The 22838-nt window shown below is 47.8% G+C and carries 22 protein-coding genes; 10 read left to right on the forward strand and 12 right to left on the reverse strand.

The annotated features are described in order from the left end of the window. The first annotated feature begins 152 nt into the window (after positions 1-152). Together EXU85_RS06760 and EXU85_RS06765 are read left to right on the forward strand one after the other, a co-directional pair. On the forward strand, positions 153-1652 hold the full coding sequence (locus tag EXU85_RS06760; protein ID WP_142771345.1) for a sugar ABC transporter ATP-binding protein: 1500 nt from the start codon (positions 153-155) through the stop codon (positions 1650-1652). 117 nt (positions 1653-1769) lie between these two features. Then, complete coding sequence (locus tag EXU85_RS06765) at positions 1770-2741, forward strand: ABC transporter permease (protein WP_142771346.1); 972 nt, start codon at positions 1770-1772, stop codon at positions 2739-2741. A 22-nt stretch (positions 2742-2763) separates the two neighbouring features. Here the strand turns inward: EXU85_RS06765 and EXU85_RS06770 are convergent, their stop codons facing one another. Continuing rightward, positions 2764-3123 (reverse strand): type II toxin-antitoxin system HigA family antitoxin, encoded by a 360-nt coding sequence (locus EXU85_RS06770; RefSeq protein ID WP_142771347.1) that lies wholly within the window; start codon positions 3121-3123, stop codon positions 2764-2766. Further along, on the reverse strand, positions 3107-3418 hold the full coding sequence (locus EXU85_RS06775; RefSeq protein ID WP_142771348.1) for a type II toxin-antitoxin system HigB family toxin: 312 nt from the start codon (positions 3416-3418) through the stop codon (positions 3107-3109). The genes EXU85_RS06770 and EXU85_RS06775 overlap by 17 nt, the downstream gene beginning before the upstream one ends. 236 nt (positions 3419-3654) lie before the next feature. Here EXU85_RS06775 and EXU85_RS06780 point away from each other — a divergent pair, with 236 nt between their 5' ends. Further along, complete coding sequence (locus EXU85_RS06780; RefSeq protein WP_142771349.1) at positions 3655-4608, forward strand: sugar ABC transporter substrate-binding protein; 954 nt, start codon at positions 3655-3657, stop codon at positions 4606-4608. A 152-nt stretch (positions 4609-4760) separates the two neighbouring features. Here EXU85_RS06780 and EXU85_RS06785 read toward each other — a convergent pair whose 3' ends face one another. From EXU85_RS06785 to EXU85_RS35755, 5 genes are all read right to left on the reverse strand, one after another. Continuing rightward, positions 4761-5627 carry a sugar phosphate isomerase/epimerase gene (locus EXU85_RS06785; RefSeq protein ID WP_142771350.1) on the reverse strand — a complete coding sequence of 289 codons (867 nt, stop codon included), beginning with the start codon at positions 5625-5627 and terminating at the stop codon, positions 4761-4763. 109 nt (positions 5628-5736) lie between these two features. Then, the gene (locus EXU85_RS06790; RefSeq protein ID WP_142771351.1) at positions 5737-8913 is read right to left on the reverse strand and encodes a PVC-type heme-binding CxxCH protein; all 3177 of its coding nucleotides are present in this window, start codon (positions 8911-8913) and stop codon (positions 5737-5739) included. Between the two features lie 3 nt (positions 8914-8916). Continuing rightward, the gene (locus EXU85_RS06795) at positions 8917-9810 is read right to left on the reverse strand and encodes a ThuA domain-containing protein (RefSeq protein WP_142771352.1); all 894 of its coding nucleotides are present in this window, start codon (positions 9808-9810) and stop codon (positions 8917-8919) included. Between the two features lie 181 nt (positions 9811-9991). Then, complete coding sequence (locus EXU85_RS35750; protein ID WP_246859449.1) at positions 9992-10363, reverse strand: hypothetical protein; 372 nt, start codon at positions 10361-10363, stop codon at positions 9992-9994. A gap of 87 nt (positions 10364-10450) precedes the next feature. Beyond that, a complete protein-coding gene (locus EXU85_RS35755) occupies positions 10451-10747 on the reverse strand; it encodes a cyclopropane-fatty-acyl-phospholipid synthase family protein (RefSeq protein WP_246859450.1) in 297 nt (98 codons plus the stop codon). A gap of 404 nt (positions 10748-11151) precedes the next feature. Between EXU85_RS35755 and EXU85_RS06805 the strand changes: the two genes are divergently transcribed. Continuing rightward, positions 11152-11997: a HipA family kinase gene (locus EXU85_RS06805; protein WP_142771353.1), complete on the forward strand. Its 846-nt coding sequence runs from the start codon at positions 11152-11154 to the stop codon at positions 11995-11997. A 1-nt stretch (position 11998) separates the two neighbouring features. Then, positions 11999-12913 (forward strand): hypothetical protein, encoded by a 915-nt coding sequence (locus tag EXU85_RS06810; protein WP_142771354.1) that lies wholly within the window; start codon positions 11999-12001, stop codon positions 12911-12913. Between the two features lie 167 nt (positions 12914-13080). Here EXU85_RS06810 and EXU85_RS06815 read toward each other — a convergent pair whose 3' ends face one another. Then, the gene (locus tag EXU85_RS06815) at positions 13081-13779 is read right to left on the reverse strand and encodes a pseudouridine synthase (RefSeq protein WP_210422484.1); all 699 of its coding nucleotides are present in this window, start codon (positions 13777-13779) and stop codon (positions 13081-13083) included. A gap of 182 nt (positions 13780-13961) precedes the next feature. Here EXU85_RS06815 and EXU85_RS06820 point away from each other — a divergent pair, with 182 nt between their 5' ends. The 3 genes from EXU85_RS06820 (at position 13962) to EXU85_RS06830 (ending at position 16084) form a co-directional block, all read left to right on the forward strand. Continuing rightward, positions 13962-14699 (forward strand): hypothetical protein, encoded by a 738-nt coding sequence (locus EXU85_RS06820; protein WP_246859451.1) that lies wholly within the window; start codon positions 13962-13964, stop codon positions 14697-14699. Positions 14700-14723: 24 nt separating this feature from the next. Further along, positions 14724-15497 carry a helix-turn-helix domain-containing protein gene (locus tag EXU85_RS06825; protein ID WP_142771357.1) on the forward strand — a complete coding sequence of 258 codons (774 nt, stop codon included), beginning with the start codon at positions 14724-14726 and terminating at the stop codon, positions 15495-15497. Between the two features lie 233 nt (positions 15498-15730). Further along, on the forward strand, positions 15731-16084 hold the full coding sequence (locus EXU85_RS06830) for a hypothetical protein (protein WP_142771358.1): 354 nt from the start codon (positions 15731-15733) through the stop codon (positions 16082-16084). A gap of 90 nt (positions 16085-16174) precedes the next feature. On the opposite strand, the gene EXU85_RS06835 is transcribed toward EXU85_RS06830, so the two are convergent. After that, the gene (locus EXU85_RS06835) at positions 16175-16834 is read right to left on the reverse strand and encodes an epimerase (RefSeq protein ID WP_142771359.1); all 660 of its coding nucleotides are present in this window, start codon (positions 16832-16834) and stop codon (positions 16175-16177) included. A 160-nt stretch (positions 16835-16994) separates the two neighbouring features. Between EXU85_RS06835 and EXU85_RS06840 the strand changes: the two genes are divergently transcribed. Next, positions 16995-18368 (forward strand): amidohydrolase family protein, encoded by a 1374-nt coding sequence (locus EXU85_RS06840; RefSeq protein ID WP_142771360.1) that lies wholly within the window; start codon positions 16995-16997, stop codon positions 18366-18368. A gap of 239 nt (positions 18369-18607) precedes the next feature. On the opposite strand, the gene EXU85_RS06845 is transcribed toward EXU85_RS06840, so the two are convergent. From EXU85_RS06845 to EXU85_RS06855, 3 genes are all read right to left on the reverse strand, one after another. Then, positions 18608-19381, reverse strand: a complete 774-nt coding sequence (locus EXU85_RS06845; protein ID WP_142771361.1) for a zinc-dependent peptidase — start codon at positions 19379-19381, stop codon at positions 18608-18610. Between the two features lie 57 nt (positions 19382-19438). Next, positions 19439-20806: a DUF4403 family protein gene (locus tag EXU85_RS06850; protein ID WP_142771362.1), complete on the reverse strand. Its 1368-nt coding sequence runs from the start codon at positions 20804-20806 to the stop codon at positions 19439-19441. Between the two features lie 168 nt (positions 20807-20974). After that, positions 20975-21532: a DinB family protein gene (locus EXU85_RS06855; RefSeq protein WP_142771363.1), complete on the reverse strand. Its 558-nt coding sequence runs from the start codon at positions 21530-21532 to the stop codon at positions 20975-20977. A 149-nt stretch (positions 21533-21681) separates the two neighbouring features. Here EXU85_RS06855 and EXU85_RS06860 point away from each other — a divergent pair, with 149 nt between their 5' ends. Then, a complete protein-coding gene (locus EXU85_RS06860; protein ID WP_142771364.1) occupies positions 21682-22710 on the forward strand; it encodes an LD-carboxypeptidase in 1029 nt (342 codons plus the stop codon). Positions 22711-22838: the final 128 nt, after the last annotated feature.

Here is a 22838-nt window from a genome sequence, read left to right on the forward strand (position 1 = left end):
TTTCCCAAAAACATAGCGCCGTAGGTGCGACCTAATTGTTAATTAAATTAGGCCGCACCTACGGCGCTATAAATAATAGGTAGCCGTACTATTTCTATTAACAGGTCGGGCCTACGGCCCTTTTTGCTAGATTCATAGCTACTATCGCTATTATGGTTTCTCCCCAAGACTACATCCTTCAGGTGCGTGGACTGACGAAGATATTCGCCGGTGTGGTGGCGCTGGATAATGTTCAACTGGACATTCGTAAGGGTGAAGTGCACGCGCTGATGGGGGAGAATGGAGCAGGGAAGTCTACGTTAATGAAGATTCTGATGGGTCTTCTGAAGCCCGATTCTGGCGAAGTGAGTTTTGATGGTAACGACTTAACGACCAGCCATGTCAGGGATGTTATCAAGAAGGGTATTTCCATGATTCATCAGGAAATGCTGGTCGTTCCTGAATTAACGGTCGCTCAGAATATCTTTCTTGGTCGGGAAACAAAAGGCAAGCTGTTTAGCTGGTTGAATGACCGAAATCTAACTGAACAGGCAGGTCAGCTCCTTAAGGAGATGGGAGTGAGTATACGCCCTGATATTCAGATGAAATACCTGAGCGTGGCGGAGATGCAGATGGTCGAAATTGCCAAAGCCATCTCGAACAATGCCAGGGTAATTATCATGGATGAACCCACCTCCGCCCTGTCCGACAAAGAAGTGGCTACGTTGTTTGGCATCATCAGTGACCTAAAGCAAAAGGGCGTGGCCATCATTTATATCTCCCACAAAATGGAGGAGATTTTCACCATCGCCGATACGATTACGGTGCTTCGCGATGGAAAATACATTGCTACCAGACCTGCTGCCGAATTCGATATTAATACGCTGATCACAATGATGGTGGGTCGCGAGATCAACAGCCTCTTCCCGACATCCAGCGTACATCCAGGAAAAGAGGTGTTGTCTGTGAAGAGGCTGGGCCGGAAAGGTAAATTCTCCGACATTAGTTTTGAGGTTCATGAAGGCGAAATTCTGGGTATTGCTGGCCTGATGGGCGCGGGCAGAACAGAGGTTGCCTGTGCCATTTATGGTCTCGATCCGGCCGATAGCGGTGAACTATATATCAAGGGTGAACAGATTTTTATAAACACACCGCAGGACGCTATCCAACATGGAATCGGCTATGTGAGCGAAGACCGGAAGAAGTTTGGCTTTATTCCCCGTCTGTCGGTTCGGGAAAACATCACGTTAGCCAGCCTGCCGAAACATGCCAAAGGGTTTCTGGTTCAGGCAAAAAGTGAGTCGGAAACAGCCAATACCATGATGACTGATTTACGGATAAAAGCGTCCAGTTCAAATCAGCCAGTAACGCAATTGAGTGGTGGTAACCAGCAGAAAGTAGTCATCGGCAAAATACTGCTTTCGTCTCCATCGCTCATTATTCTCGACGAACCAACCCGGGGCATCGATATTGGTGCGAAGGCTGAAATTTACAAGCTCATCAACCAACTAAAAGAATCGGGAACGGCAATCATCCTGATCTCATCCGAACTACCCGAACTGCTTGGCATGAGCGATCGGATACTCGTGTTGGCGAAGGGAAAACAAACGGCTATGCTTTCGGCGAAGGAAGCCACGCAGGAAACGATCATGCATTATGCAATGGAGCAGTAATTAGTAAACACAGAGCGGTGCGCCGTTGCGACACAGAGAAAACAGAGAATAATATATTGATTTTTAACTATTTTCTGTGCTCTCCGTGGCTCTGTGTTTAAAACTTAATCTTGATACATGGAAAAAGACATTACGGGTGACTACTATGGTGTTATACGTATTCGAAACGTGAGCAAATACGTCCTGCTGATCGTTCTGGTGGCAATTTGTATTGCCCTTTCGATGACCACACCACGGTTTTTTACGGTTCAGAACCTGATGATTATTGTCACGCAGGTGTCTATCAATGCGTTGCTGGCCTTTGGCGTTACGTTTGTGATCATTACGGGCGGCATCGATCTGTCTATCGGTTCGATTGTTGCCGTTACGGGCGTGGTAGCCGCTTCGTTTGCACACCCCGACACCTATCCGGTTATCGTTCCCATTGGGGTTGGTTTGCTGGCGGGTCTGCTTTTTGGGGCGTTTAATGGCTTTGTTGTTACCCGTACAAAAGTGCCTCCATTTATTGTCACACTGGGCACGATGACTATTGGCCGGGGATTGGCTCTGATCCTGAGTAAAGGGCGGCCAGTCTCTAACCTGTCTGATTCATTCAACTTTATTGGGGGTGGTAAAATATTGGGTGTTCCTACCCTGATTATTATCCTCGTAGTATTCTTCGTTATCTGCACGGTTATTCTGAAGAAGACCGTCATTGGCCGCTACATGTATGCCGTAGGCGGGAATGAGCAGGCGGCTAAAGCATCAGGAATTCAGTTGAGTACGGTAAAGATGGTCGTTTATACACTATGCGGAGGATTGGCTGCTCTGGCGGGTATCCTGCTGACATCTCGTATTACAACCGGCCAGCCGAATGCCGGAGCCGGGTTTGAGCTGGATGCCATTGCCGCTGCCATCATTGGCGGAACCAGCACCTCAGGCGGAGCTGGAACGATGACCGGAACCTTGCTGGGTGCGTTATTGATCGGCGTAATTAGCAATGGGCTGGACCTACTCAACGTAACCTCCTATTACCAGCAGGTGGTGATGGGTATCATTATCATCGGAGCCGTTGTGCTGGATAGTTTAAAACATGGAAAGAATGGTTGAGAAGGCGTCTCTGTGGTAGCTTTTAATAGGCAGCTATCAGGCTTTCTGCAGGAATATGAAGGACGGCGTGAAGTTTGCGAATCATGTCCAGACTAAGTTTCCGTTTTCCACTCAATATTTCTGATTGCCGGGAGCGTGTGCCTAAAATCTTGGCCAATTCGCTTTTTTCCTTTCCTAATTGCTCCAGTCTGAATGTGATTGCTTCAATAGGAGTTGGCGCTGCTATAGGATAGTGTTTATGCTCATAGGCTTCAACAAACAGGGCTAATACATCAAGCTCATCCGATTCTGGGGAATCATCGACCAGATCCAGTTGCATAAGCTCGTAAACGCGTGCTAAAGCGGCTTCATATTCCCGCTCGTTCTTAATCACTTTTAACATAATTGACAGTCTTTACGTCTATTTTATCATACTCAGCATGCGTGACAATCCAGACGATAAACACAAGCTTTTTTTTGAATTCTATATCGGCAATCAGCCGATAGGAGTTGCCTTTAATATTGAAGACAAATCGCTTGCCCGTTATTACATCGGCACTTGGATAGGCATCAATAACATCATTGGGTTTCTCCCAATCGGCTGCTTCAACTTCCTTGTAAAATGCTTCTAAACTAGCTTTTGAGGTTGAATAAACACTGTAGAAACTGACAATGGTTTTCCGGGCGATCAATCTCATTGCAAATGATAGTTTCTCAATGGTAGGTCGACTGTCTCATAGGCGATAGCTCCTTTGTCTACTATGGTCATTAGAGGTTTTTTTTGATCCCAATATGGGAACAAATATAGGTAATGAAAGTTCATATCGCTTTTATCTAAGCCAAAACCAGGCGAGTGTTTATCGAAACTTTATGATAGGTCGGTTAGAGCAGGCGGGTAAGGGTGCTTTATAGAAACAGATAACTTTTGATCAAAATGCGACATACCTACTCGAGCTTTATTAGCTATTCTCTTTTCTTTATAATTCTATTAACAAGCTGTAGTCAATCATCATCCAGCGAAAAAGGGCAGGGTGGTGATAGTAAAAAGATCGTGGTGGGCGTCTCCATGCTCAGCATGCAGAATGAGTTTATCGTTAATGTCCACGATGCAATGGTGAAAAAGGCTGAAGCTGATGGTGTTGAGCTGATTACAGTCGATGCGGAGCGCTCGGCGTTGAAACAGGTTGAGCAGATTGAAAGCTTTATTGCTCAGAAAGTGGATGCTATTATCATGAATCCCTGTGAAGTAGAAGCCAGTTCGCCAGCCGTGACCAAAGCGTTGGCTGCGAAAATTCCGATCATTAATGTAAACTCAGAAACCAGTACGAAGCCATCCGCCTTTGTAGGCTCAGATGATGTAGAGTCGGCCCGGATAGCCATGAAATACATTGCGGAGAAACTGGGCGGGAAAGGTAATGTATTGATGATGCACGGCTACATGGGGCAGGCCGCGCAGATCAAACGGGAGCAGGGTGCCCGGGAAATTCTGAAGCAATATCCCAACCTGAAACTCCTTGCTCATCAGACAGGCGAGTGGGATCGGGCGAAGGCGATGTCGCTGATGGAAAACTGGATTCAGTCGTACGGTTCTCAGATCAATGCCGTTTTTGCACAGAACGATGAAATGGGCCTGGGGGCTGTAAAAGCCTTAACGGATGCGGGCCTGAAAGACAAAGTGATTGTGGTCAGTATCGATGCCATTCCCGACGGGCTACAGGCCGTTAAGAAAGGAACGCTGGACGCCACCGTTTTTCAGAACGCTGAGCAGCAGGGCTCAAAAGCGATTGAAACCGCCGTGAAAGCCGCAAAAGGTCAGGCGTATGATAAAGAAACCCTCATTCCGTTTCAGTTAGTAACGAAGGAGAACCTGGCTAAGTTCTTAAAGTAAAAAAGGTAATTAAACACAGAGAGCCGTTTTTTTGTCATCCCGACCTTAGGAGGGATCTCAAGCTTGATTTATATGGGAGCTTGAGATCCCTCCTAAGGTCGGGATGACAAAAAAGCCAAGAAACAAAAGTTCAAATACAGCATCCTCTGTGCCTAGCTTGAATACTTCGCCTGCATGGCCTTGATGAATTTGAGACCGTTTTCGGCAATGTCCCAGGGATCGTTGTACTCGCGCCAGACGTTGATCGAATTGGCGAAATCAACGTCATTGCGGGTAAACGCTTCGATCGTCATCCAGCCTTTGTAGTCGATTTCGGCCAGTGTTCGGAAGGTATCATCCCAGGGGATATGTCCATCACCGGGTGTACCGCGGTCGTTTTCGCTGATGTGCACGTGCGCCAGTACGGGGGCAATAGTCTTGATCGCTTTCGGAAACTGCTTTTCCTCCATGTTGGCGTGGTGCGTATCGAACATGGCCCGAACATTCGGATGATCAGCCATGTGCACTAGTTGCGATAACTGCTCCATCGTGTTACATAGGTAGCACTCAAAGCGATTCAGCGCTTCGGGAGTCAGTACGATGTTTGCTTGCCTGGCGTAGTCACCAACAATGTGCAGCACGTCGGCGCTATGAGCGTATTCATCGGGTTGCGGCTCTCGGCGCGTGAACGTAGCAAACGCAGAATGAAATGGGCCGCAGAGAACCGATGCGTTCATGGCATGCGCCCGATCGATGACACCTTTCAAAAAATCGACGGCCTGCTCTCGAATTTTAGCTGATTCGCTGGCTGGATTTGAGTCGGGGCCAACCACCACTACGCAGGTACTTTGTAAACCCAGTTGGTTCAAATGATCGCCAAACTGGCGGTAGGCGGCAATATCTGTATTATCGACAAAGCATTCGATTCCGTCGTAGCCGATGGTTTTAAGACGCTCAGTGATCGGATTCAGTTTTTCGGACATGACGGCCGTCCAGGCCAGTACGTTGAAGCCGATAGGTGAAACTAGTGAATTGGGCATTGGTTAAAGGTATTAGGGCACAAGTAAATGAATAATGGATAATGTAAAATGAATAATGATAAGGTCAGTACATTTCCTATCCATTGTTCATTTTACATTATCCATTCGCTTATTTCTCCATCGGATGCTCTTTCAATAACTGATCCGGCGAGTAAAAGTCTTTTTTGCGTTCCGTCGCGGCTCTGACTTGCTTCACCTTTTCTGGCGTGATGGCAGGAGCATTATTACCAAACGAATTCCGGACATAGGTCAACACGGCAGCTACCTCATTGTCTTTCAGCAACCCACCAAAGGGGGTCATCGGAACCTGACCGGGGTAATTCTTTCCAACTACTTCGATGGGGCCCATTACACCTTTTAAGACTATTTTTATCAGCCGCTCCTCATTGCCAGACACCCAATTCGTCCCCGTAAGCGGGGGGAATCCAGAGGCTGCAAGGCCTTTTCCATCAGGTTGATGGCAGGTCGTGCAGTAGCCTTCTTTGGCATAAATTTGCTTGCCCAAATTGTACAAAGCCAGTTCCGATCCTTTCAGGGTTGACTTCTCAACAATCTCTTTTTCCTTCTTTACATTTTCGCCTTTCAGGTGGGCAACGGCAGCGTCGTAGGCATGAATCATCCAGTCGTCCAATGGCTTTTTCGCGGCTTCGGCCAGGATGGGAAGTCCCTTTTCTTTTCCGATCCAGGAAGCTGCCACAATCGCATCTAACCGAACCCGGCTGTTCTCATCTTTAACGGCCTGCATCAGCAGATTGGCCTGATCCTTCACCTGATGGCCCGTATACCGAACCACCTGAACGGCAGCGGCTCTGGCGTGATAATCTTTCGCCTTTAACACTTGCCGAAGCAGATTCTGATCCACTTTGTCCATGCCCCAACTCACCCAAAGGCCTTCCAGTAGATGGTGTTCGTAACGGGGATCTTTTTTGTCCAACCCAGCGACCCAGGTTTTCAACTTGGCCAGAACTTCCGAAACATCCCGGCCTCTAAGTTCACGACGGGTACGGTAGCGGGTACGGTATTCAGGAAGCTTGAGATTGTCCAATAGTTGCTCAACGCTAGCACCGTCTATTTTGGCCGGTGTCACCAACGGGCGTGATGAATACGTGATCCGGTACACCCGACCATGTGAGTGATCGCGCAGAGGGTCGCGGGCGTTGTGCTGCATGTGACCGATCAGGATGTTGTGCCAGTCGATCAGGTACAGCGAACCATCGGGTGCAAACTCCATATCAACGGGCCGGAAGTTCCGGTCTTCGCTCACAACCAGATCGGCGCGGTGATGACTTTTATAACCCGTGCCATCGTCCGTTAAGGTGTGCTCTTTCATACCCAGAAACCCAATGGTATTGTTGATTAGAAAATCACCCTGAATATCGTCCGGGAAATGGCGGCTGGATACAAATTCCAGACCCGAAGTAGGACGAACCCGATGAGCCTCTTCCACCAACTGAACCGATTTATGGGTGGCTTCTCCATAACGGGGCAACACAGAACCCGGCATCATCCAGCGAACATCCGGGCTTGAGGTTTCGGCAAAAAATGGCTGGCCCCAATCATCGAAAGCAATTCCCCAGGGGTTCGGAATGGAGAGTTGCGCCGTACGTTCCAGCTTATGCAGTTGTGGCGCATAACGGTAAAATCCGCCGTTGGTCGCGCGAACGGGGCCGTAAGAGGTTTCGACGTTGGTATGTAAGAACACCCCTTCGCCCGAGTAAATAGCGCCGGATGGATCGACGCAAAACGCGTGACTATTGTGGTGCGTATCGTGGTCGTCGTAACCACTCATCAGAATCACACTTTTGTCGGCTTTGTCGTCGCCATCTGTATCCGTGAAGAGCTTCAAATTAGGCCCTTGTGAGATATAAACGCCTTCTTTTGCGATTTCGAAACCGAGGGGAAGGTGCAGGTGATCGGCAAAGATGGTCTGTTTATCGGCCTTCCCATCTCCGTTCGTGTCTTCCAGAATCAGGATTTTATCATTGGGTTTGGGATCACCAGGTTTGTAGTGTGGATAGCTGGGCATAGCTGCCACCCACAGTCGTCCTTTGTTATCGAAGGACATCTGCATGGGTTTGGCCAAATCAGGGAACTCGGCTTCGGAGGCAAATAGCTCGATTTTATAGCCCGGTGGCACTTTGAGTTTGCTCAGTGCTTCCTGCCCGGACAGATACGTCAGGCTACCGTTTTTCTCCGGGTTGAAATTGGTTTTTACTTCGGGCAGTTTTCTCGTTCGTTCATCGGCAGCGGCAATGTCCATTGTTTCGCCTTTCGAAGCGGCCAGCCACACCGCTGTGTCCCGAATGGCGGTCATCTGTCGGATTTTCTCGATTTCGGCGGGGTAGTTGTCCGGTCCGAACGGGTTGTACCGACGACCATAGACGTGAACGCCATTGGGAATTTTATAGTCGTTATGGAACATCCAGTCCTTCTCCATAACGGCCTCATAAATCTGTTTCCGCCTGGCTTCGGCTTTGGGAGATGCTTTGCCGAAAATCTGATCGGTTAGTAGAATGCCAAGCTTTTTGTAACCTTCGTCCGTAAGCTGAGAGCCATCAATCGTTAGTGGCTCGGCGCTGTCGGTATACCATTGCTGAGAAGGCGTGTAAGCGTCGACGAAGAGAACATTGTTTTGATCGGCCACTTCCTTCATCGCTTTCGCGTACAGGGAAATGTTCTCGTTTTCGACTTTGCCGTTCGGCAGATCAAGGGTTGCGGATAAATCCTCGAACGCGATGGGCGATACAATGGCCAGTTGTGGGGCCGTCGTGCCGTTGTACTTCTGACTCAGGGTATGTTTGATAAACGCATCCAACTCCGCTTTGTAATTGGCTAGTCCTGCTTTGCCCTGGAAGGATTCGTTGTAGCCAAAAAACGCAATGATCACATCGGTCTTGAGACGCGTCAGCCATTCATCGGGTGATTCAAACTGTCCCTGACTATCCGACGGATTCGCGTATTCGGTCTGAAACCGTTCGGCTCCAGGAAATGCCCAGGGCGAGAACCGGCTTGAACGGGGCCTGAAGCCAGGCGTATCACCCGGATCGCACATATTGCGAATGAAAAGCTGGTCATCTGGGTAGCGAACCTGCATTTCGGTTTCAAAATGATCATAGTTCATCATCCTCGACCCCAGATTGTTACCTATTAAACTAATATGCGCCCCCTTTTTCAGCGTGAGCGGGTTAGCAAAATAGAATTTAAAGGCGCTAAACACGATGATTCCGACTCCAACAGCAAGGAGTAATCCATAGAGGTTAGTCTTCCTGGAAACAAACGATTTCATAAATCAGGGTTTTTGGGGGTGGCCATAAGGCACATTGATATCAATTTTTCCTTTCCATCGGTCGGCGCCCCGATTTTTGGGTATTGGCAAGCCCAGCTCCCAGTGAATCGCATTGATGACTAAGTGCTGAAAGGACTCTACCTGAAAATCTTCGGGATGGCCCAGCGTGGTCATAAAGGCTTTGCCACCCCATTCGTTTTTCCAGGTCCAGGCAACGGGGTTTTCGATAGCCGCTTTATCGGGATTGACGGATTTACCCATAAGCAGCCAGGTTGACCCTTTGGCCGGGTAATCGGGCTGAACACGGTAGAGCCAGGACGAGGCATGGAAACTCGGTTCCACACCAGTCAGGATCGGGTTTTTAGCGGCCTCGGGAATGATACTCACATCGGTCGTGCTCTTGTGGCCGTAGTGCGTATGCTGTGCTTTGCCACCCCATCCCGGAGGAGCGCCAAAGGCAAACTCGCCAAACGAATTCCATCGTATACGTGGATCGCCTTCTGGATAGTTAAAGGCATGAGTCGTTGTTCGAAAACCCATTACCGGCTTGCCTGACTTCAGATAGGCGTCAATGTAATTCAGTTGTTCCTGAGGGAGTTGCCGCCAGCGGAGATAGAAAACGGCCAGGTCGGCTTCTTTCAGGGCTTCAAGGCCGGGAATATCTTTTTCACCGTTATAATCGGGGTATGCCTTCAGGACTTTGGTCCGCATGCCGTAGTTTTTCTCCAGCTCAGCGGCTATGAGCGGCAACGTCAGTTCTCCGCTGTATTCATGATCGCCGGTGATGAACACCACCAGCGGTTTCTTAGGGGCTTTTGCCGTTGCCAGGCCTGAAAAGGCACTCAGACTGACTAATCCGGCGACTGTCTGCAGAAAAGTTCTACGTTTCGTATTCACTAGTGTTTTTTACGATTAAAAGCGAGTTTTTGGGTTTGCCTACTACTGTCAGGGTATAGATTATTGGTATTGGCTGTGAGATTCCATACTCCGAATCACTCAGGAAGCTGCTCAGTAGAGGGAAATGGAGATGCATACTGACTGATATTCTTGTATCAGTCAGTTTTTTCCTAATAACCTGCTACACTTTCTCAGCTATCAGATATAGTTGCTGATCGCCCAGTTGGTAATCCAGCATTTCGGTTGAACTATAGACGGCAATTGTTCGCAATCCGTGTTTGGCCAGCATTCGTTTTATTTCGGACAGCGTATACACGTAGTGCTTAAAGAAATGGGTTTCTGACCGATCTGCTTTCGTATAAGTAAGCTCGGTAGCCATATAACTCTCCCCAATAACATACGAGTTGCTAATGTCCATTATCAGATCACCAAGTACGTAGTGGCCTGTTTTAGGGAAATGGGTGAGAATGCTCTCGGCCACTAAACCTGAATTAATGACGAAACGAGCCCCTGGCTTTAAAGCACTGGCCACTTTCTCTACGAACCGATTCATGCCCTCATAATCGACGTAGCCAAAACTGTTGCCCAGGCAATAGGCCCCATCGAAGGAGTGTCCGATGTAGGTTGTCAGAATATCACCCTAAATGATATTGACAGAGACCTGTTCTATAACTGCCCGCTTTTGAAGTGTCTGAAGAAATTCCGTGAAAATATCAACTCCCGTTACCTGAACTCCTCGTTTTGCCAGTTCGATGGCGTGTCGGCCGTAGCCACAGGGGATATCTAAAAGGGTATTTCCGGGCTTGATTTCCATTGTTTCGATTAGGAAATCAACTTCATTCGTTGTCCATTCGGTAGAAACGGCTCGTTCCCACATTTCGCAGTTAAGGCCCGAGAAAAAATTGGTATACCATTCGTTTTTAATGGTTGTGTTCATTGTCTGGAGACTATTTTTGATAGGATTGATCAATGCGATTTCACGCATTGTCAGGTAATTGCATACGAGTTTTGTCCATATCAATCAGATACGGCGAAGTAGGGATGCAGAAAAGCATCGGCCACCCATAGAGGTAGATTTGAGAAGGAAGAAAATAAACCCGCACGGCGACGATAGACCGTCTGTGTGGGGTTTTACGCGAAGGAGATTACAGGCAAATCTGTTTTAGTCTGTGAATATACATTGCTTGCTTATGAAGAGCAAGTTGGTTTAGGAAACGGTAGGCAGAGAGAGAATTAAGAAAGAAGTGATTCAAAACCATTTCTGTATCTTAGCGCAATGGCATTTTCTGCACTGGCTTGGTCAGAAAGATTCATAAAAGCCCACATCGTAACGTATAATTAATGCTTAACCCTATTCCTACCGTCAGGGCAGAGACTATTGTAAAGGAAATCTCCACAGAGGGTAGTAGCCCATTACTGATATTAGCCGACAACGGAGAACAATACATCGCTAAAACTACTCCGTCTCAAGTTCCATTGGTAGAGCTAATTAACGAGGTCTTGTGTGCGTATTGGGCACGTTGCTGGGAGCTGGCAATTCCGTCTTTCGCTCTGGTTCACATTAGCCAATCGTTAGCCGATCATTATCGCACTGAAAAGGGCTTGCTCTCAGCACGATATGACAACTGTGCTTTCAGTGAGCAACTTTTCTTTGGTTCAAGGGCGGTTCCTTGTCAGGTTGAACTAGATGATTATTTTTCAGGCCCGTATCACCAATCGCAAATGCACTATTTCAGCAATCCGCTGGATCTGCTTAAAATTGGCGTCTTCGATCAATGGATTGGGAACTTCGATCGTAAACCAGACAACCCGAATGTTTTGCTTACTCAACGTAGCGACGGGTTGTTAGATTTTAGTCCGATAGATCATACAGCCGCTTTTGGCTATGCTATAAATCACCGGCAAGTGCGGGATGAATTACTTTACAGAGAACCGAAAAAATGGTTGCTTTCCCATGATTTCGTGCGGGCAATTGCTAAATTTACACCCCCTGAAACTATCAGCGACCTACAACCCAACATATCGACCGGCATGGAAGTTGCGTTAGATAATATGGATTTCGTTTTTGAGCAGATTCCGAAGTCGTGGGGTTTTAGCGAAAAAGCACGTAACCATTTAAAAAGCTTTCTGGGCAACCAAGAGCGAAATGAGCGTATTGCATCAACCTATTTATCTTATCTGAAGTAATATGGCAAGCTACTATAGCATATTACGTTTTGTCAACAACCCGTTGAGCGATGAGAGTATCGCTCTTGGCCTGGTTGTGCTCACCTCAGATCAGATCGCCGAAACTACCGCCCGGCGGCCCGGATCGGAAATGAGAGCAATGGTACGTATTTCGGAGGCTAAAGTTGATTTTGCTAAAAAATTGAACCCCGGCTGTGTAAAATTGCTCCATTTTTCGCTCAGCCAAATCTACCGCTTCTTTGAACAGGATTTGGCCGATCAGTCTGGTCAAATTATGCAATTTCCAATTCGTATAGAACAGAAGTTTCTGGACAGACTGGCAAATTACAACAATGGTATGCTTCAGTTTACGAAGCCTGCCTATATCGAATCAACTAACATTATTGAGCTTTTCGATCGATATTTTGCCAAGTTTATAGAATTCAACATAAACCCCGCTCAAAAGGAAAAAGAATCACCTTCATCCCGTCTACGGATGCGAATTGAAACTGATTTTTATAAACCGTTGCGTGGTAAAATTGATGTCGATTATACGCTGCACAAGAAACAATTGCCGTCGCTGTATTTCAATTACCATCTCGAAGGTATTGGCGTCAATGGGTCAATGTATGCGCTCAAGGCTCTTGATCTGAATGCCAATCACCAAATAGATACACTTCAACGAGAAGTTAGTGAGTATGAAAGTTTGATCAAACGCCTTGATGAGTTTGCTGCTCAAAAGCGTATTACCGGTAAACCTCACTATTACTTAGCCGTTGACCCCTATGAGGGTAAAAACAAGGAAAGACACGAGTTATATGAACTGGTAAATGACAATCCATCACTTCCTTTTAAATGTGTCAACTCCCAAGAACTGCCTGAAATTGTTGCTCAGATAGAACAAAAAAAGGTTCATAAGTTTTCGGAGTTACTATAAAGGTAATCAATTACTTATCGCTAAATTAAAGCCGCTCATGAGCGGCTTTTTTTGTTCGAGCAGTTTAATCCATCAACGAATTATACAAGACTTGCTTTGACGGTATCAGTCATCAAACGGTTTGCTAAGTAAAAACGCCTTGTCCAGTAAGTCTTGATTTATACCATTTACATTTTCCCAAACAACGCCCCCAGCATCCGCTCAAACTCCGCCTGAAACGGCGCTGTTATCGTAATCACTTCTGACGTGACAGGATGCACAAACTCAATTTGCTGGGCGTGCAACAGCATGGTGTTCATCTCGAAATGCTCCTTGAATAACTTGTTTTGTTTGTTGCAGCCGTGGGGCCGGTCGCCGATGATGGGGTGGAGGATGTGGGCCATGTGCTTGCGCAACTGGTGCATTCGTCCGGTAGCAGGGGTTAGCTCCACCAGCGAATAGCGGGAGGTAGGGTGTTTCCCGAAGGGTAGGGGGATTTCGGTTTGTCGAAGCGTTTTTAGGTGGGTTACTGCCTCCTGAGATACGCCCGTTTCATCATTTCGAAGTGGATAATCGATGGTTTGTTCATCGGGTGTATAGCCGCGTACGATGGCGATGTATTTTTTGTCTACCAGTGCACCCATAAACTGCTGCTGCATGATGGAATTCATGGATTCGGTTAGCGCAAAGAGTAACACGCCCCCCGTTTTGCGATCCAGTCGGTGAACGGGATACACGCGCTGGCCCAACTGATCGCGGAGAATCTGTACGGCAAACTCGCTGGCATCGCTGGCAATCATGGACCGGTGAACCAACAGTCCGTGCGGTTTATTGATCGCGACTAAATCGGCAGACTGGTAGAGAATGGGAAGCGGTTTCGACACAATGGCTTAATTTTTTTGACAGGATTAACAGGATTTACAAGATGTAGTGCCTAATTACGACTAAATAATCTGAAACGTCGGCCCGGCTGTAAAATCCTGTTAATCCTGTCAAAAAAACAATGCAGTTTCATCTATTACTCAGAATAGCCATTTTATTGCTATATCTAACTAGTTCAATAGCAAGTATGGCCCAGAAGGCGACCGAAATCCGTCGGTTTCAACTAGCCCAGGTACAGCAAGGTGTCGCGGTCGATCAGACACATTTTTATGTTATCAACAACCATTCGCTGACGAAACATACGAAGATCGATGGAAAGCAGGTAGCGGCCTGGAGCGACACGACGCGGCTGCTGAAACACATGAACAGTGGGGTTGTGATTGGGCAGAAACTCTACTGCACCCACTCGAATTACCCCGATGTACCCATGGCGAGTTCGATCGAAATTTTCGATACACGGACGCTGCGACACATTGGGAGTCATAGTTTTGGGCTGTTTCCGGGCTCTATGACCTGGGCCGATTTTCATGAGGGTTATTGGTGGGTAGCCTTTGCCAATTACTCAAACAAGTCGATGGCCGAAGGGCGTGATAATCGCTGGACCACACTCGTTAAATTCAGTGAGAATTGGCAGCAACTCGAATCCTGGGCGTTTCCGGCGAATGTGCTGCAAGCCTTTGCGCCTTATAGCACATCGGGCGGGACCTGGGGAACCGATGGACTTATTTATTGCACCGGCCACGATAAACCCGAGCTGTATGCACTGAAACTTCCTGAGCGAGGACATACCCTGCAATATGTGAAAACCATTCCGACCGTCAGCGAAGGGCAGGCGTTTGCCATTGACCGAAGCATCAAAAACAAACAGGTATTGTATGGAATTACCCGGAACGACAATTACGTTATTGTCTCGGTGATTGAGTGAACTCCGAACGCTTAAAACACGGAAATGAACACAGAGCGATTTCTACCCGTTGATCGTCTGCGACCATTTGTCAAGACGTTCATGATCATTGAGAGTGAACAGGGGATGGTCAATAAATTATTGCCCGGCACGTCTATTGTCATGGCGTTTAGATACAAAGGAAACGTTCGATATGCGGAAGGAACAGGTAAAGCACCGATGCCAACAGCGGTGATAACGGGTTTACGAAACTCATTGCGCCTGGTCGACTATGCCCAACAAACAGCGACACTATTGGTCATTTTCAACGAAGGGGGCGCGTCGGCCTTGTTTAAAGAATCCTTGCACGAATTGTTTGGCCTTAGTGCCGCACTGGATGAGCTTATTCCGCGTCGGACTGTAAGCAAGCTGGAGGAGCGGTTGGCTGAAGCTAATAGCAACCAACAGCGAGTTACGATCGTAGAACAGTTTCTGTTGTCAAGACTTCACGAAACGTCAACCGATCTGCTGATAAGAAAGGCTATTCAACATATCCAGCTTTCTAAAGGCACAGTTCGTATCCATGAATTGCTGGCCGATCTGCCCATTAGTCAGGACCCTTTCGAGAAACGGTTTCGACGAATGGTAGGCACCTCACCAAAACAGTTTTCGAGAATCGTACGACTACGATCGGTGATCAATCAGTATTCGCCGGCACAGAGTCTTACCGAAACCGCCCATCAGGCAGGTTATTTTGATCAGGCTCATTTCATAAAAGACTTCAGGACGTTTACTGGGCAAGTGCCTCACCTTTTCTTTCAATCGGGAGGATATTGGTGAAAAGGAACGCAGATGACGCTGATTGTTATGATTGATTACGATTTTCTTTCGGTCATAAGATAGCTTTGTTACGAATTATTTATAAAATCATAACTTATCTTTTGAATCATAAAAATCAGCCGGTCCGCCGGTGCGGTTCTATATGTAAGTCAGTGATTTTTTACAATTCTCAGCTTGCTCATGCATCTAGTTTTGTATCAGCCAACCAGGCCGTAAACAAAACGAGAACGAGCATGAACGAGTATGTTTTTTTGATACGATTCGGGATAGGGAAGACCTTAACACCGGAGCAACAAACGCTTAATACCGAAAATTGGGGCAACCTGATTCAGCGCTGGACAGAGCAGGGAATTTTTGTCGGAAGTAGTCTGATTACCCAGCCGGGATTTGTGGTTTCGGGAGCGGAGCGAACCATTAGTCAGGGGTTTATGGCCGATGCCGATTTTCGAATGTCCAGTGTCATTCGCGTGCTGGCGGCTAATCTGGATGATGCCGTAGAAATGGCCAAAGCCTGCCCGACCCTCGATTATGATGCCACCGTTGAGGTAAGAGAAGTGCAAAATCGGCCTGCGCCGGTGGCCAAATAAATGATTTAACCACAGAGGCACAGAGAACACAGAGAAAAAAAGAGTTTAATTTTTCTCTGTGTTCTCTGTGCCTCTGTGGTTATTTAAATATTATCGTTTCGCCAAGGCCACAATGTCCTTCACCTCCAGAATTTGCTTTTCGTACCCAATCGTCGCCGATTTGATCATGGCCAGTGCCAGTTCCTGTAAGGTTGAAAAACCAGATGGGTAAAGCGCCCGACCAATGGGATATAGCCAGTCCAGGTATTTATAATAACTCTTCACGTTTTTCTGTCCGGGCGTGGCTTTCATGAATCCCGGACGCATCATATATGCGTTTTTGAATAGTCGCATCAGCGCATTTTCGGTGGCCCCTTTTACCCGCGCCCACGCCAGACGGCCTTTCTCCGTACTATCGGTGCCACCACCCGATACATACTCGAAGGTCAGATCAGGGTTGAGTTTTGCCAGAAGATTGGCAAAGTTCATCGTCAGATCGTAGGTCATGTGCTTGTATTCTTCATCCTTCATGCCGACGGACGATACCCCCAGACAGAAAAAGCAGGCATCATAACCACTCAGTTGACTCTCGATGGGTTTCAGATTGAAGAAGTCCTTGTGGATAATTTCTTTCAGTTTGGGATGCGATACGCCACCCGGTTTTCGGTTGATCACCAGCACCTGTTCCACATCTGGATGTTGCAGGCATTCCATCAAGACACCTTCGCCGACCATGCCGGTGGCACCCGTTATAATTGCGTTGATTTTCATAGAGTAGATCGTTTTGCAGGAAGCTAACACTCGTCGGTTATTCGTGCTGAATTGAATAAATTTACCGAGCTGATGGCTATTAGTCAAAATCAGAACCAACCCGAATAGGTTCAACGACTTAGTCAATTTGCTGGTCTCTAACCATGAACTCATTTCCCTTATGAAATACCTACTCGCCCTTCTGCTCATCACCCTGCTCTTGGCACCCCGCACGCTGCTACTCGCACAGGAATTAACCAGCAACGGTCAGCGCGATATTGTGTTCAAATCAGTCAACGTTATACCCATGGATCGGGAGCGCGTTATCGACAACCAGACGGTGGTGGTGCGCAATGGCCGAATAACGGCAATGGGCAATGAGGGAAGTGTGAAATTCAGCAAAGACGCGCTGGTGATTGACGCAAAAGGCAAATACCTCACGCCCGGTTGGGCCGAAATCCACGCTCACGTGCCACCTATTGATGATATACAACCCATGAAAGAGGTCCTAATGCTGTATCTGTCCAATGGTATCACGACCATTCGGGGCATGCTGGGGCACCCAAAGCATCTGGAGTTACGAAGTAAAATCAATAGCGGTGAAATTCTCGGACCTCATTTTTATACAACCGGTCCTTCGTTCAACGGACAAACCGTCAAATCGGCGGATCGGGGTGCCGAAATGGTGCGTGAACAAAAAGCCGCCGGTTATGATTTTCTGAAACTGCATCCCGGCCTCACCAAAGAAACATTCCCGGCTATTGCTAAAACTGCCCACGAAGTCGGCATTCCGTTTGTTGGCCACGTTTCCTTTAATGTCGGTGTTTGGCGCGCTATCGACGCAGGTTATTCGTCTATTGATCACCTGGATGGGTTTGTCGAAGCGGTTGTACCCCGCTCTGATACATTAGCCGAACCCGAAACCGGTTTGTTCGCGTCCTGGATTGCCTACCGGGCCGATGCGTCTCAGATTCCGAAACTAGTAAAAGGCTTGCGCGAAAAGCATATTCGGGTGGTACCTACGCAATCACTGGCCGAGCGCTGGCTTTCTCCGCTTTCAGCTGATGCGTTTTCCAATGACCCTGAAATGAAATACATGAAGCCGGAGCAGCTTAAAGGCTGGGTAGATACGAAGAAGGGCTATCTCGCTAATCCGAATTTCTCGAAAGAACACGCCGAAAAGCTCATTCAGATTCGCCGGAAGCTGATTTACGAATGCCAGAAAAACGGCGTTGACCTGTTGTTAGGCTCCGATGCCCCCCAAATCTTCAACGTGCCGGGCTTCTCGATTCACCACGAAATGAACTACATGGTCGATGCGGGATTGACCCCCTACGAAGTCCTGCGTACGGGGACAGTCAATGTGGCATCGTATTTCAACAAACCAGATTGGGGCACGATCAAAACCGGCAACGTGTCGGACATGGTGCTGTTGAGTGGCAACCCGTTGACAGACATCACACAAACCAAAAATATTGAAGGGGTGATGATGGGAACGAACTGGTTATCGAAAGCGTACATCCAGAACGAGTTGAAAAAGCTGGAGAAGCAGTAGAGTCGTGAACTAGCGCGAGCATTGGCTTGTTCCTTTTCATTTTCACCAGTGAATACTGGTGCAGGCTTCACGTTCTCGCTTGGCTTAGCCGAGTGAGGACTATTCTTTCAAGGGCCTCTGGCCCGTTTCTGACCAAACTTGCGATTCACCGGCCGGAGGCCGTTAAAAATATAGTTCTCACTCGGCGAAGCCAAGCGAGAACGTGAGTCGCCTGGGTGGCACATGCTCGCGCCAGTCCCTTAATTCTCCAGCGGATTCTGTCGGAAAATCTCTTCCAGCCTTGCGAACAGTTCCGGGTGTTTTTCCTGTAATAAATCAGGACGTTTGAAGAAATACTCGGATACGACGGCGAAGAACTCCGCTTCGTTGGTGATGCCGTAGGGGTTGATATCCGAGTGGTTGGCTTTGATGTCGTTGATGCTTTTATGAATCAGTTGCAGCCACGGTTTAATGTGGTCTTTTGGCAGGAGGTATTCCGGTAAGCCATCCGTGGCACCATCAACTTTATCGAGCAGATGCACAAATTCATGGATACCTGTATTGCCTTTGCTGCTTTCGTTAGCAAAACCCTCGTGCAATGCTGGTTTCGATAGCACCATTGTACTTTGCAAGGCACCACCTTCGCCGACCATACCCAGAATATTTCGGCCCTCTCCGGTAGTCTGGTAATCGGCGTTGAAGCTACCTTCGTAGAGCAGCACATTCGTTAGTGGGTAATACCAGTCGTCGAAGCCGAAGATAGGGATGATGGCACTACTGGCTACTAAAACTTTATCGAGATCATTGACCGTTGTACCTACTCCTTCAATTTTGATATGGTTCAGAAACTGATTGACCCGATCCTCAAATACCTTTTTTCTTTCCGCACTCAAATCCTGATAATAGGATACATGCGCTTGTAATAATTGCGGATAGTTGGTCAGTAAAGGTTGTTCATCTACCTGCTTCCGTTGTAGATACTGCCAGCCAAACCAGCCAATTATCAATACTAGTATACTGATCAGAACAATCATGTTGTGTTTGGTTTTCGCTGGCACGAGCATTGGCTCGCGCCAGCGTTCGAGCAACGTTTATAACTGATTTACCTTCAATAAGACTTTTGATTCTACGTTAATCAATGCCTGAATGCCATCGGGCCGAATCGCTATTTTCTGGGGTGTGAACCGAAAAGATTTTATACCTAGATCCGTCTTCTTGCCAGCTCCTCCTTTCTCAAAAGCCTTGTTGATTGTCTGAGGCAACTTGGCAATGTCATCGCCTAAACGGATGATCAGCAACTTTTCCAGTAATTTGCGTAACCCATCGTGCCATACCGCTCCTGTGCTTTTTGATAGGATATTCCCCGATGCTGCATCGAAATCTAAATTGTTGATTTTTAGGGTATTGGTTAAGGTGTCAAAAGTAGGTTTACCGCGTAAATAAACGGTTCCGTCCATAAGTCCATCCAGATCAGCTTTCACGATCAGGGAATGTTGCCCTCCATAGACCGATATATGCTTTATCGTCAGGCTGCCCAGTGCCAGTTTCTTGTTCCGAACGGTCAGGTCCAGCATCCGGTTAATGTCGGCGTAGGGGATAAAACTCATGAGGTGCAAATCCGATAGTTGTGAAACTTCGTCTCGCTTTTGTAACAATGGTAACGGTGTCCGCGCGTGTACCGGCGACTTGGGTTTTAGTTCGGTTTTCGTTTCCAACGCAATCCGAACAGGCGTGGTTAATTGTTTCCCATCGCCACTCACCGGACCAGCCGCAACACTGATAGGCCGGGGAGTTAGCCACAGACCGTAATCCTTGTCAATCAGCAGCGGAGTCTGCATATCATGCCAGATGGGAGCCACCATTTTATCGAGTCGTAACTCCTTATAAACCGCCGAATCAATGGCCATTTCGATTGACGTCTTATGCTTTTCCAGCAGGTTCTGAACCAGTTGCGTCAGCGAAAAGCCGAGAACTTTGGGTTGAACAATCCACGTATAATTTGTGAAGTTTGTGCGGCTGGCTAGTCGCCAATTGGGTGTAACGCTCAGTGGACTTTTGAAATTGACATTTATCGCACAAAAAGGATTTTTTGGGGGCGTCGTGTCCCGGCTGAACGGTTTTGTGAGCCACATTTGCAGGGGTGCCGAGAGTTTTATCTGCTGATCGGCGTATTCAACATGAACGGGACCCAGGCGTTTGACACGGAAGGAAATAATTCCTTTCGTTTTGCCGTCTTTCGATTGATTACCCACCAATACCGGGTCGAGTTCCTTATTGATTTTCTCCTGTAATTCCGTTAACTGAAACGTAATCGGTCCGGCCACATACGACATCGTTTGTGGAATGGGCGGATCAAAACCCTCGGCTTTGGGCGCATCGGGCTTTTTTTGCTGGCATTGTGTCAGTAGTCCAAAAAGGCTCAGCGCAATGAAATAACAGTGTGATGGTGGTGTTCTCATTAACTGGAAAATAACCAATTGGCTGCAAACCAAATTGTCAGTGTAGGCAGGTTAGCTAATAACCGATGTTTTGTTGTGGATGTTTTCGTCGGCTACCCTTTACACTTGGTACGCTATACGTTAAAACGATGAAGGCCCGCTACTAGCGGGCCTTCATCGTTTTTGTGATTAAAACAATTTTTCTTGCGGTGGCTTAACGCCTTTCATCCGAATGTAGATGGTGCATTGTCCCCGATGGTGGGTTTGGTGTTCAAAGGCTTTCGACAGAACGACTTCTTTTGTCATTTCTCGCTGTCCCATTTTCACCGATTCCCCCAGTTGCGCATCGGTCATTCCTTTTACGGCGTCGATCATGAAATCGTAGCTGTCCATAACCGCTTTGGTGAGAGCGGCTTTGGTTTTAAACTCAGCCATTTCTTCCAGTTTTTTACCCTGCATCGGATTCGGTTTGCTACTGGCCAATGCACCAAAATTGTAGTTAGCTGCCGACAGGTGCAACATCTGCTCAGCAAAGCTCCGAATTTCGGGAGTTGGTTTGAAGTTTACGCCATCTTCTGGCATCGCATCCAGATACTCTTTTGTATACTCTTTGGCACGCTGCCAGTCGGCAGTTAGTTGCGAGATGGTTGTCATGGGAGCCGCAGCCTGGACCGCAGATAATGCCCCAAGCAGACTCAGGAAAGCGAAAACGAAGCGTACGAATCGTAAATGTGTTTTGGTTAGCATAGCTAGTTTGGTTGGTTTGGTAGTCAGATTGAAAGTAAGTCTTTCGTTATCAACCTAAAAGGTAGATAGATCGCCAAGCTACTTTGTTCGCTTGACCGATAGCCTGTTTTCCGCTATCTTTCAGCAACTGACGAACCTTTTTAAAGCCGATGTCTTCACGTCGTTCATTCCTACAGGCCACGACGCTGGCACCTTTTCTGTCGTTAACCGACACCCAGTCGGCACCTGCGCTTATAAAGCCTAATCGCTTGAAACCCGGTGATACGATTGGGCTATTTTGTCCGGCAGCACCAGCCTACAGTCAGGAAACGGTGAAGATTGCGCAGGAGTCACTGGCTGCGCTTGGATTTCAAACGAAACTGGGCCCGCACATCTACGACCGCTACGGCTACCTCGCCGGACGTGACGCCGACCGAGCCTCTGATTTACATGCGCTCTTCGACGATAACAGTGTCAAGGCCGTCATGGCGATTCATGGCGGTTGGGGCTGCGCCCGGTTGCTCCCTCTTCTTGACTACAACCTGATTCAACGCAATCCGAAAATCCTGATTGGCTATAGCGATATTACGGCCTTGCTGCTGGCCATTTATGCCAAAACTGGCCTGGTGACGATGCATGGGCCTGTTGGGTCCGCGACGTTCAATGCGTACACGGTTGACTGGTTCAAGCGGGTACTGATCGAAGGCGAACTGGTAACCATGCGCAACCCCACCGAAAAAGGCGATAACCTGACGCAGGTTGAGAATCGAATCACCACGATTCATCCGGGTCTCGCCCGTGGTCGACTCGTAGGGGGCAACCTAACCGTATTGAGTCATCTGGTTGGTTCGTCGTACCTGCCCGATTGGAAAAACACGATCTTGTTTGTTGAAGACACGCATGAGGACGTTTACCGTATGGATCGGATGTTGACGCACCTTAAACTGGTGGGTATTCTGGATCAGATTTCGGGATTCGTTTTCGGTAAATGCAGCGAATGTGGCCCCGGAAGCGGTGGCTACGGCTCGCTGACATTAGATGATGTGCTCACCGAGCATATTATTCCATTAAACAAACCAGCTTATTCGGGAGCCATGATTGGCCACATTCGTGATAAATTTACCGTTCCTTTGGGCATCGACACCGAAATTGACGCCACGGCGGGTACGATAAGACTGCTGGAATCGGCAGTGAGTTGATTAGATGTTCTGACGGTTTGTTCTCGCTTGGCTACGCCGAGTGGGGGCTATTGGTTTAACGGCCTCTGGCCGGAGAAGTACAATAATTGTATCAAACGGGCCAGAGGCCCTTGAAAGAATAGTCCTCA

Origin of the sequence: Spirosoma sp. KCTC 42546 (assembly GCF_006965485.1) — a bacterium.
Classification (GTDB): Bacteria; Bacteroidota; Bacteroidia; order Cytophagales; family Spirosomataceae; genus Spirosoma.

Coding starts and splice junctions, on each gene's coding strand:
- EXU85_RS06760 (WP_142771345.1), top strand. CDS start 153: ATGGTTTCTCCCCAAGACTACATCCTTCAGGTGCGTGGACTGACGAAG.
- EXU85_RS06765 (WP_142771346.1), top strand. CDS start 1,770: ATGGAAAAAGACATTACGGGTGACTACTATGGTGTTATACGTATTCGA.
- EXU85_RS06770 (WP_142771347.1), bottom strand. CDS start 3,123: ATGTTAAAAGTGATTAAGAACGAGCGGGAATATGAAGCCGCTTTAGCA.
- EXU85_RS06775 (WP_142771348.1), bottom strand. CDS start 3,418: ATGAGATTGATCGCCCGGAAAACCATTGTCAGTTTCTACAGTGTTTAT.
- EXU85_RS06780 (WP_142771349.1), top strand. CDS start 3,655: ATGCGACATACCTACTCGAGCTTTATTAGCTATTCTCTTTTCTTTATA.
- EXU85_RS06785 (WP_142771350.1), bottom strand. CDS start 5,627: ATGCCCAATTCACTAGTTTCACCTATCGGCTTCAACGTACTGGCCTGG.
- EXU85_RS06790 (WP_142771351.1), bottom strand. CDS start 8,913: ATGAAATCGTTTGTTTCCAGGAAGACTAACCTCTATGGATTACTCCTT.
- EXU85_RS35750 (WP_246859449.1), bottom strand. CDS start 10,363: ATGAATCGGTTCGTAGAGAAAGTGGCCAGTGCTTTAAAGCCAGGGGCT.
- EXU85_RS35755 (WP_246859450.1), bottom strand. CDS start 10,747: ATGAACACAACCATTAAAAACGAATGGTATACCAATTTTTTCTCGGGC.
- EXU85_RS06805 (WP_142771353.1), top strand. CDS start 11,152: ATGCTTAACCCTATTCCTACCGTCAGGGCAGAGACTATTGTAAAGGAA.
- EXU85_RS06810 (WP_142771354.1), top strand. CDS start 11,999: ATGGCAAGCTACTATAGCATATTACGTTTTGTCAACAACCCGTTGAGC.
- EXU85_RS06820 (WP_246859451.1), top strand. CDS start 13,962: ATGGCCCAGAAGGCGACCGAAATCCGTCGGTTTCAACTAGCCCAGGTA.
- EXU85_RS06825 (WP_142771357.1), top strand. CDS start 14,724: ATGAACACAGAGCGATTTCTACCCGTTGATCGTCTGCGACCATTTGTC.
- EXU85_RS06830 (WP_142771358.1), top strand. CDS start 15,731: ATGAACGAGTATGTTTTTTTGATACGATTCGGGATAGGGAAGACCTTA.
- EXU85_RS06835 (WP_142771359.1), bottom strand. CDS start 16,834: ATGAAAATCAACGCAATTATAACGGGTGCCACCGGCATGGTCGGCGAA.
- EXU85_RS06840 (WP_142771360.1), top strand. CDS start 16,995: ATGAAATACCTACTCGCCCTTCTGCTCATCACCCTGCTCTTGGCACCC.
- EXU85_RS06845 (WP_142771361.1), bottom strand. CDS start 19,381: ATGATTGTTCTGATCAGTATACTAGTATTGATAATTGGCTGGTTTGGC.
- EXU85_RS06850 (WP_142771362.1), bottom strand. CDS start 20,806: ATGAGAACACCACCATCACACTGTTATTTCATTGCGCTGAGCCTTTTT.
- EXU85_RS06855 (WP_142771363.1), bottom strand. CDS start 21,532: ATGCTAACCAAAACACATTTACGATTCGTACGCTTCGTTTTCGCTTTC.
- EXU85_RS06860 (WP_142771364.1), top strand. CDS start 21,682: ATGTCTTCACGTCGTTCATTCCTACAGGCCACGACGCTGGCACCTTTT.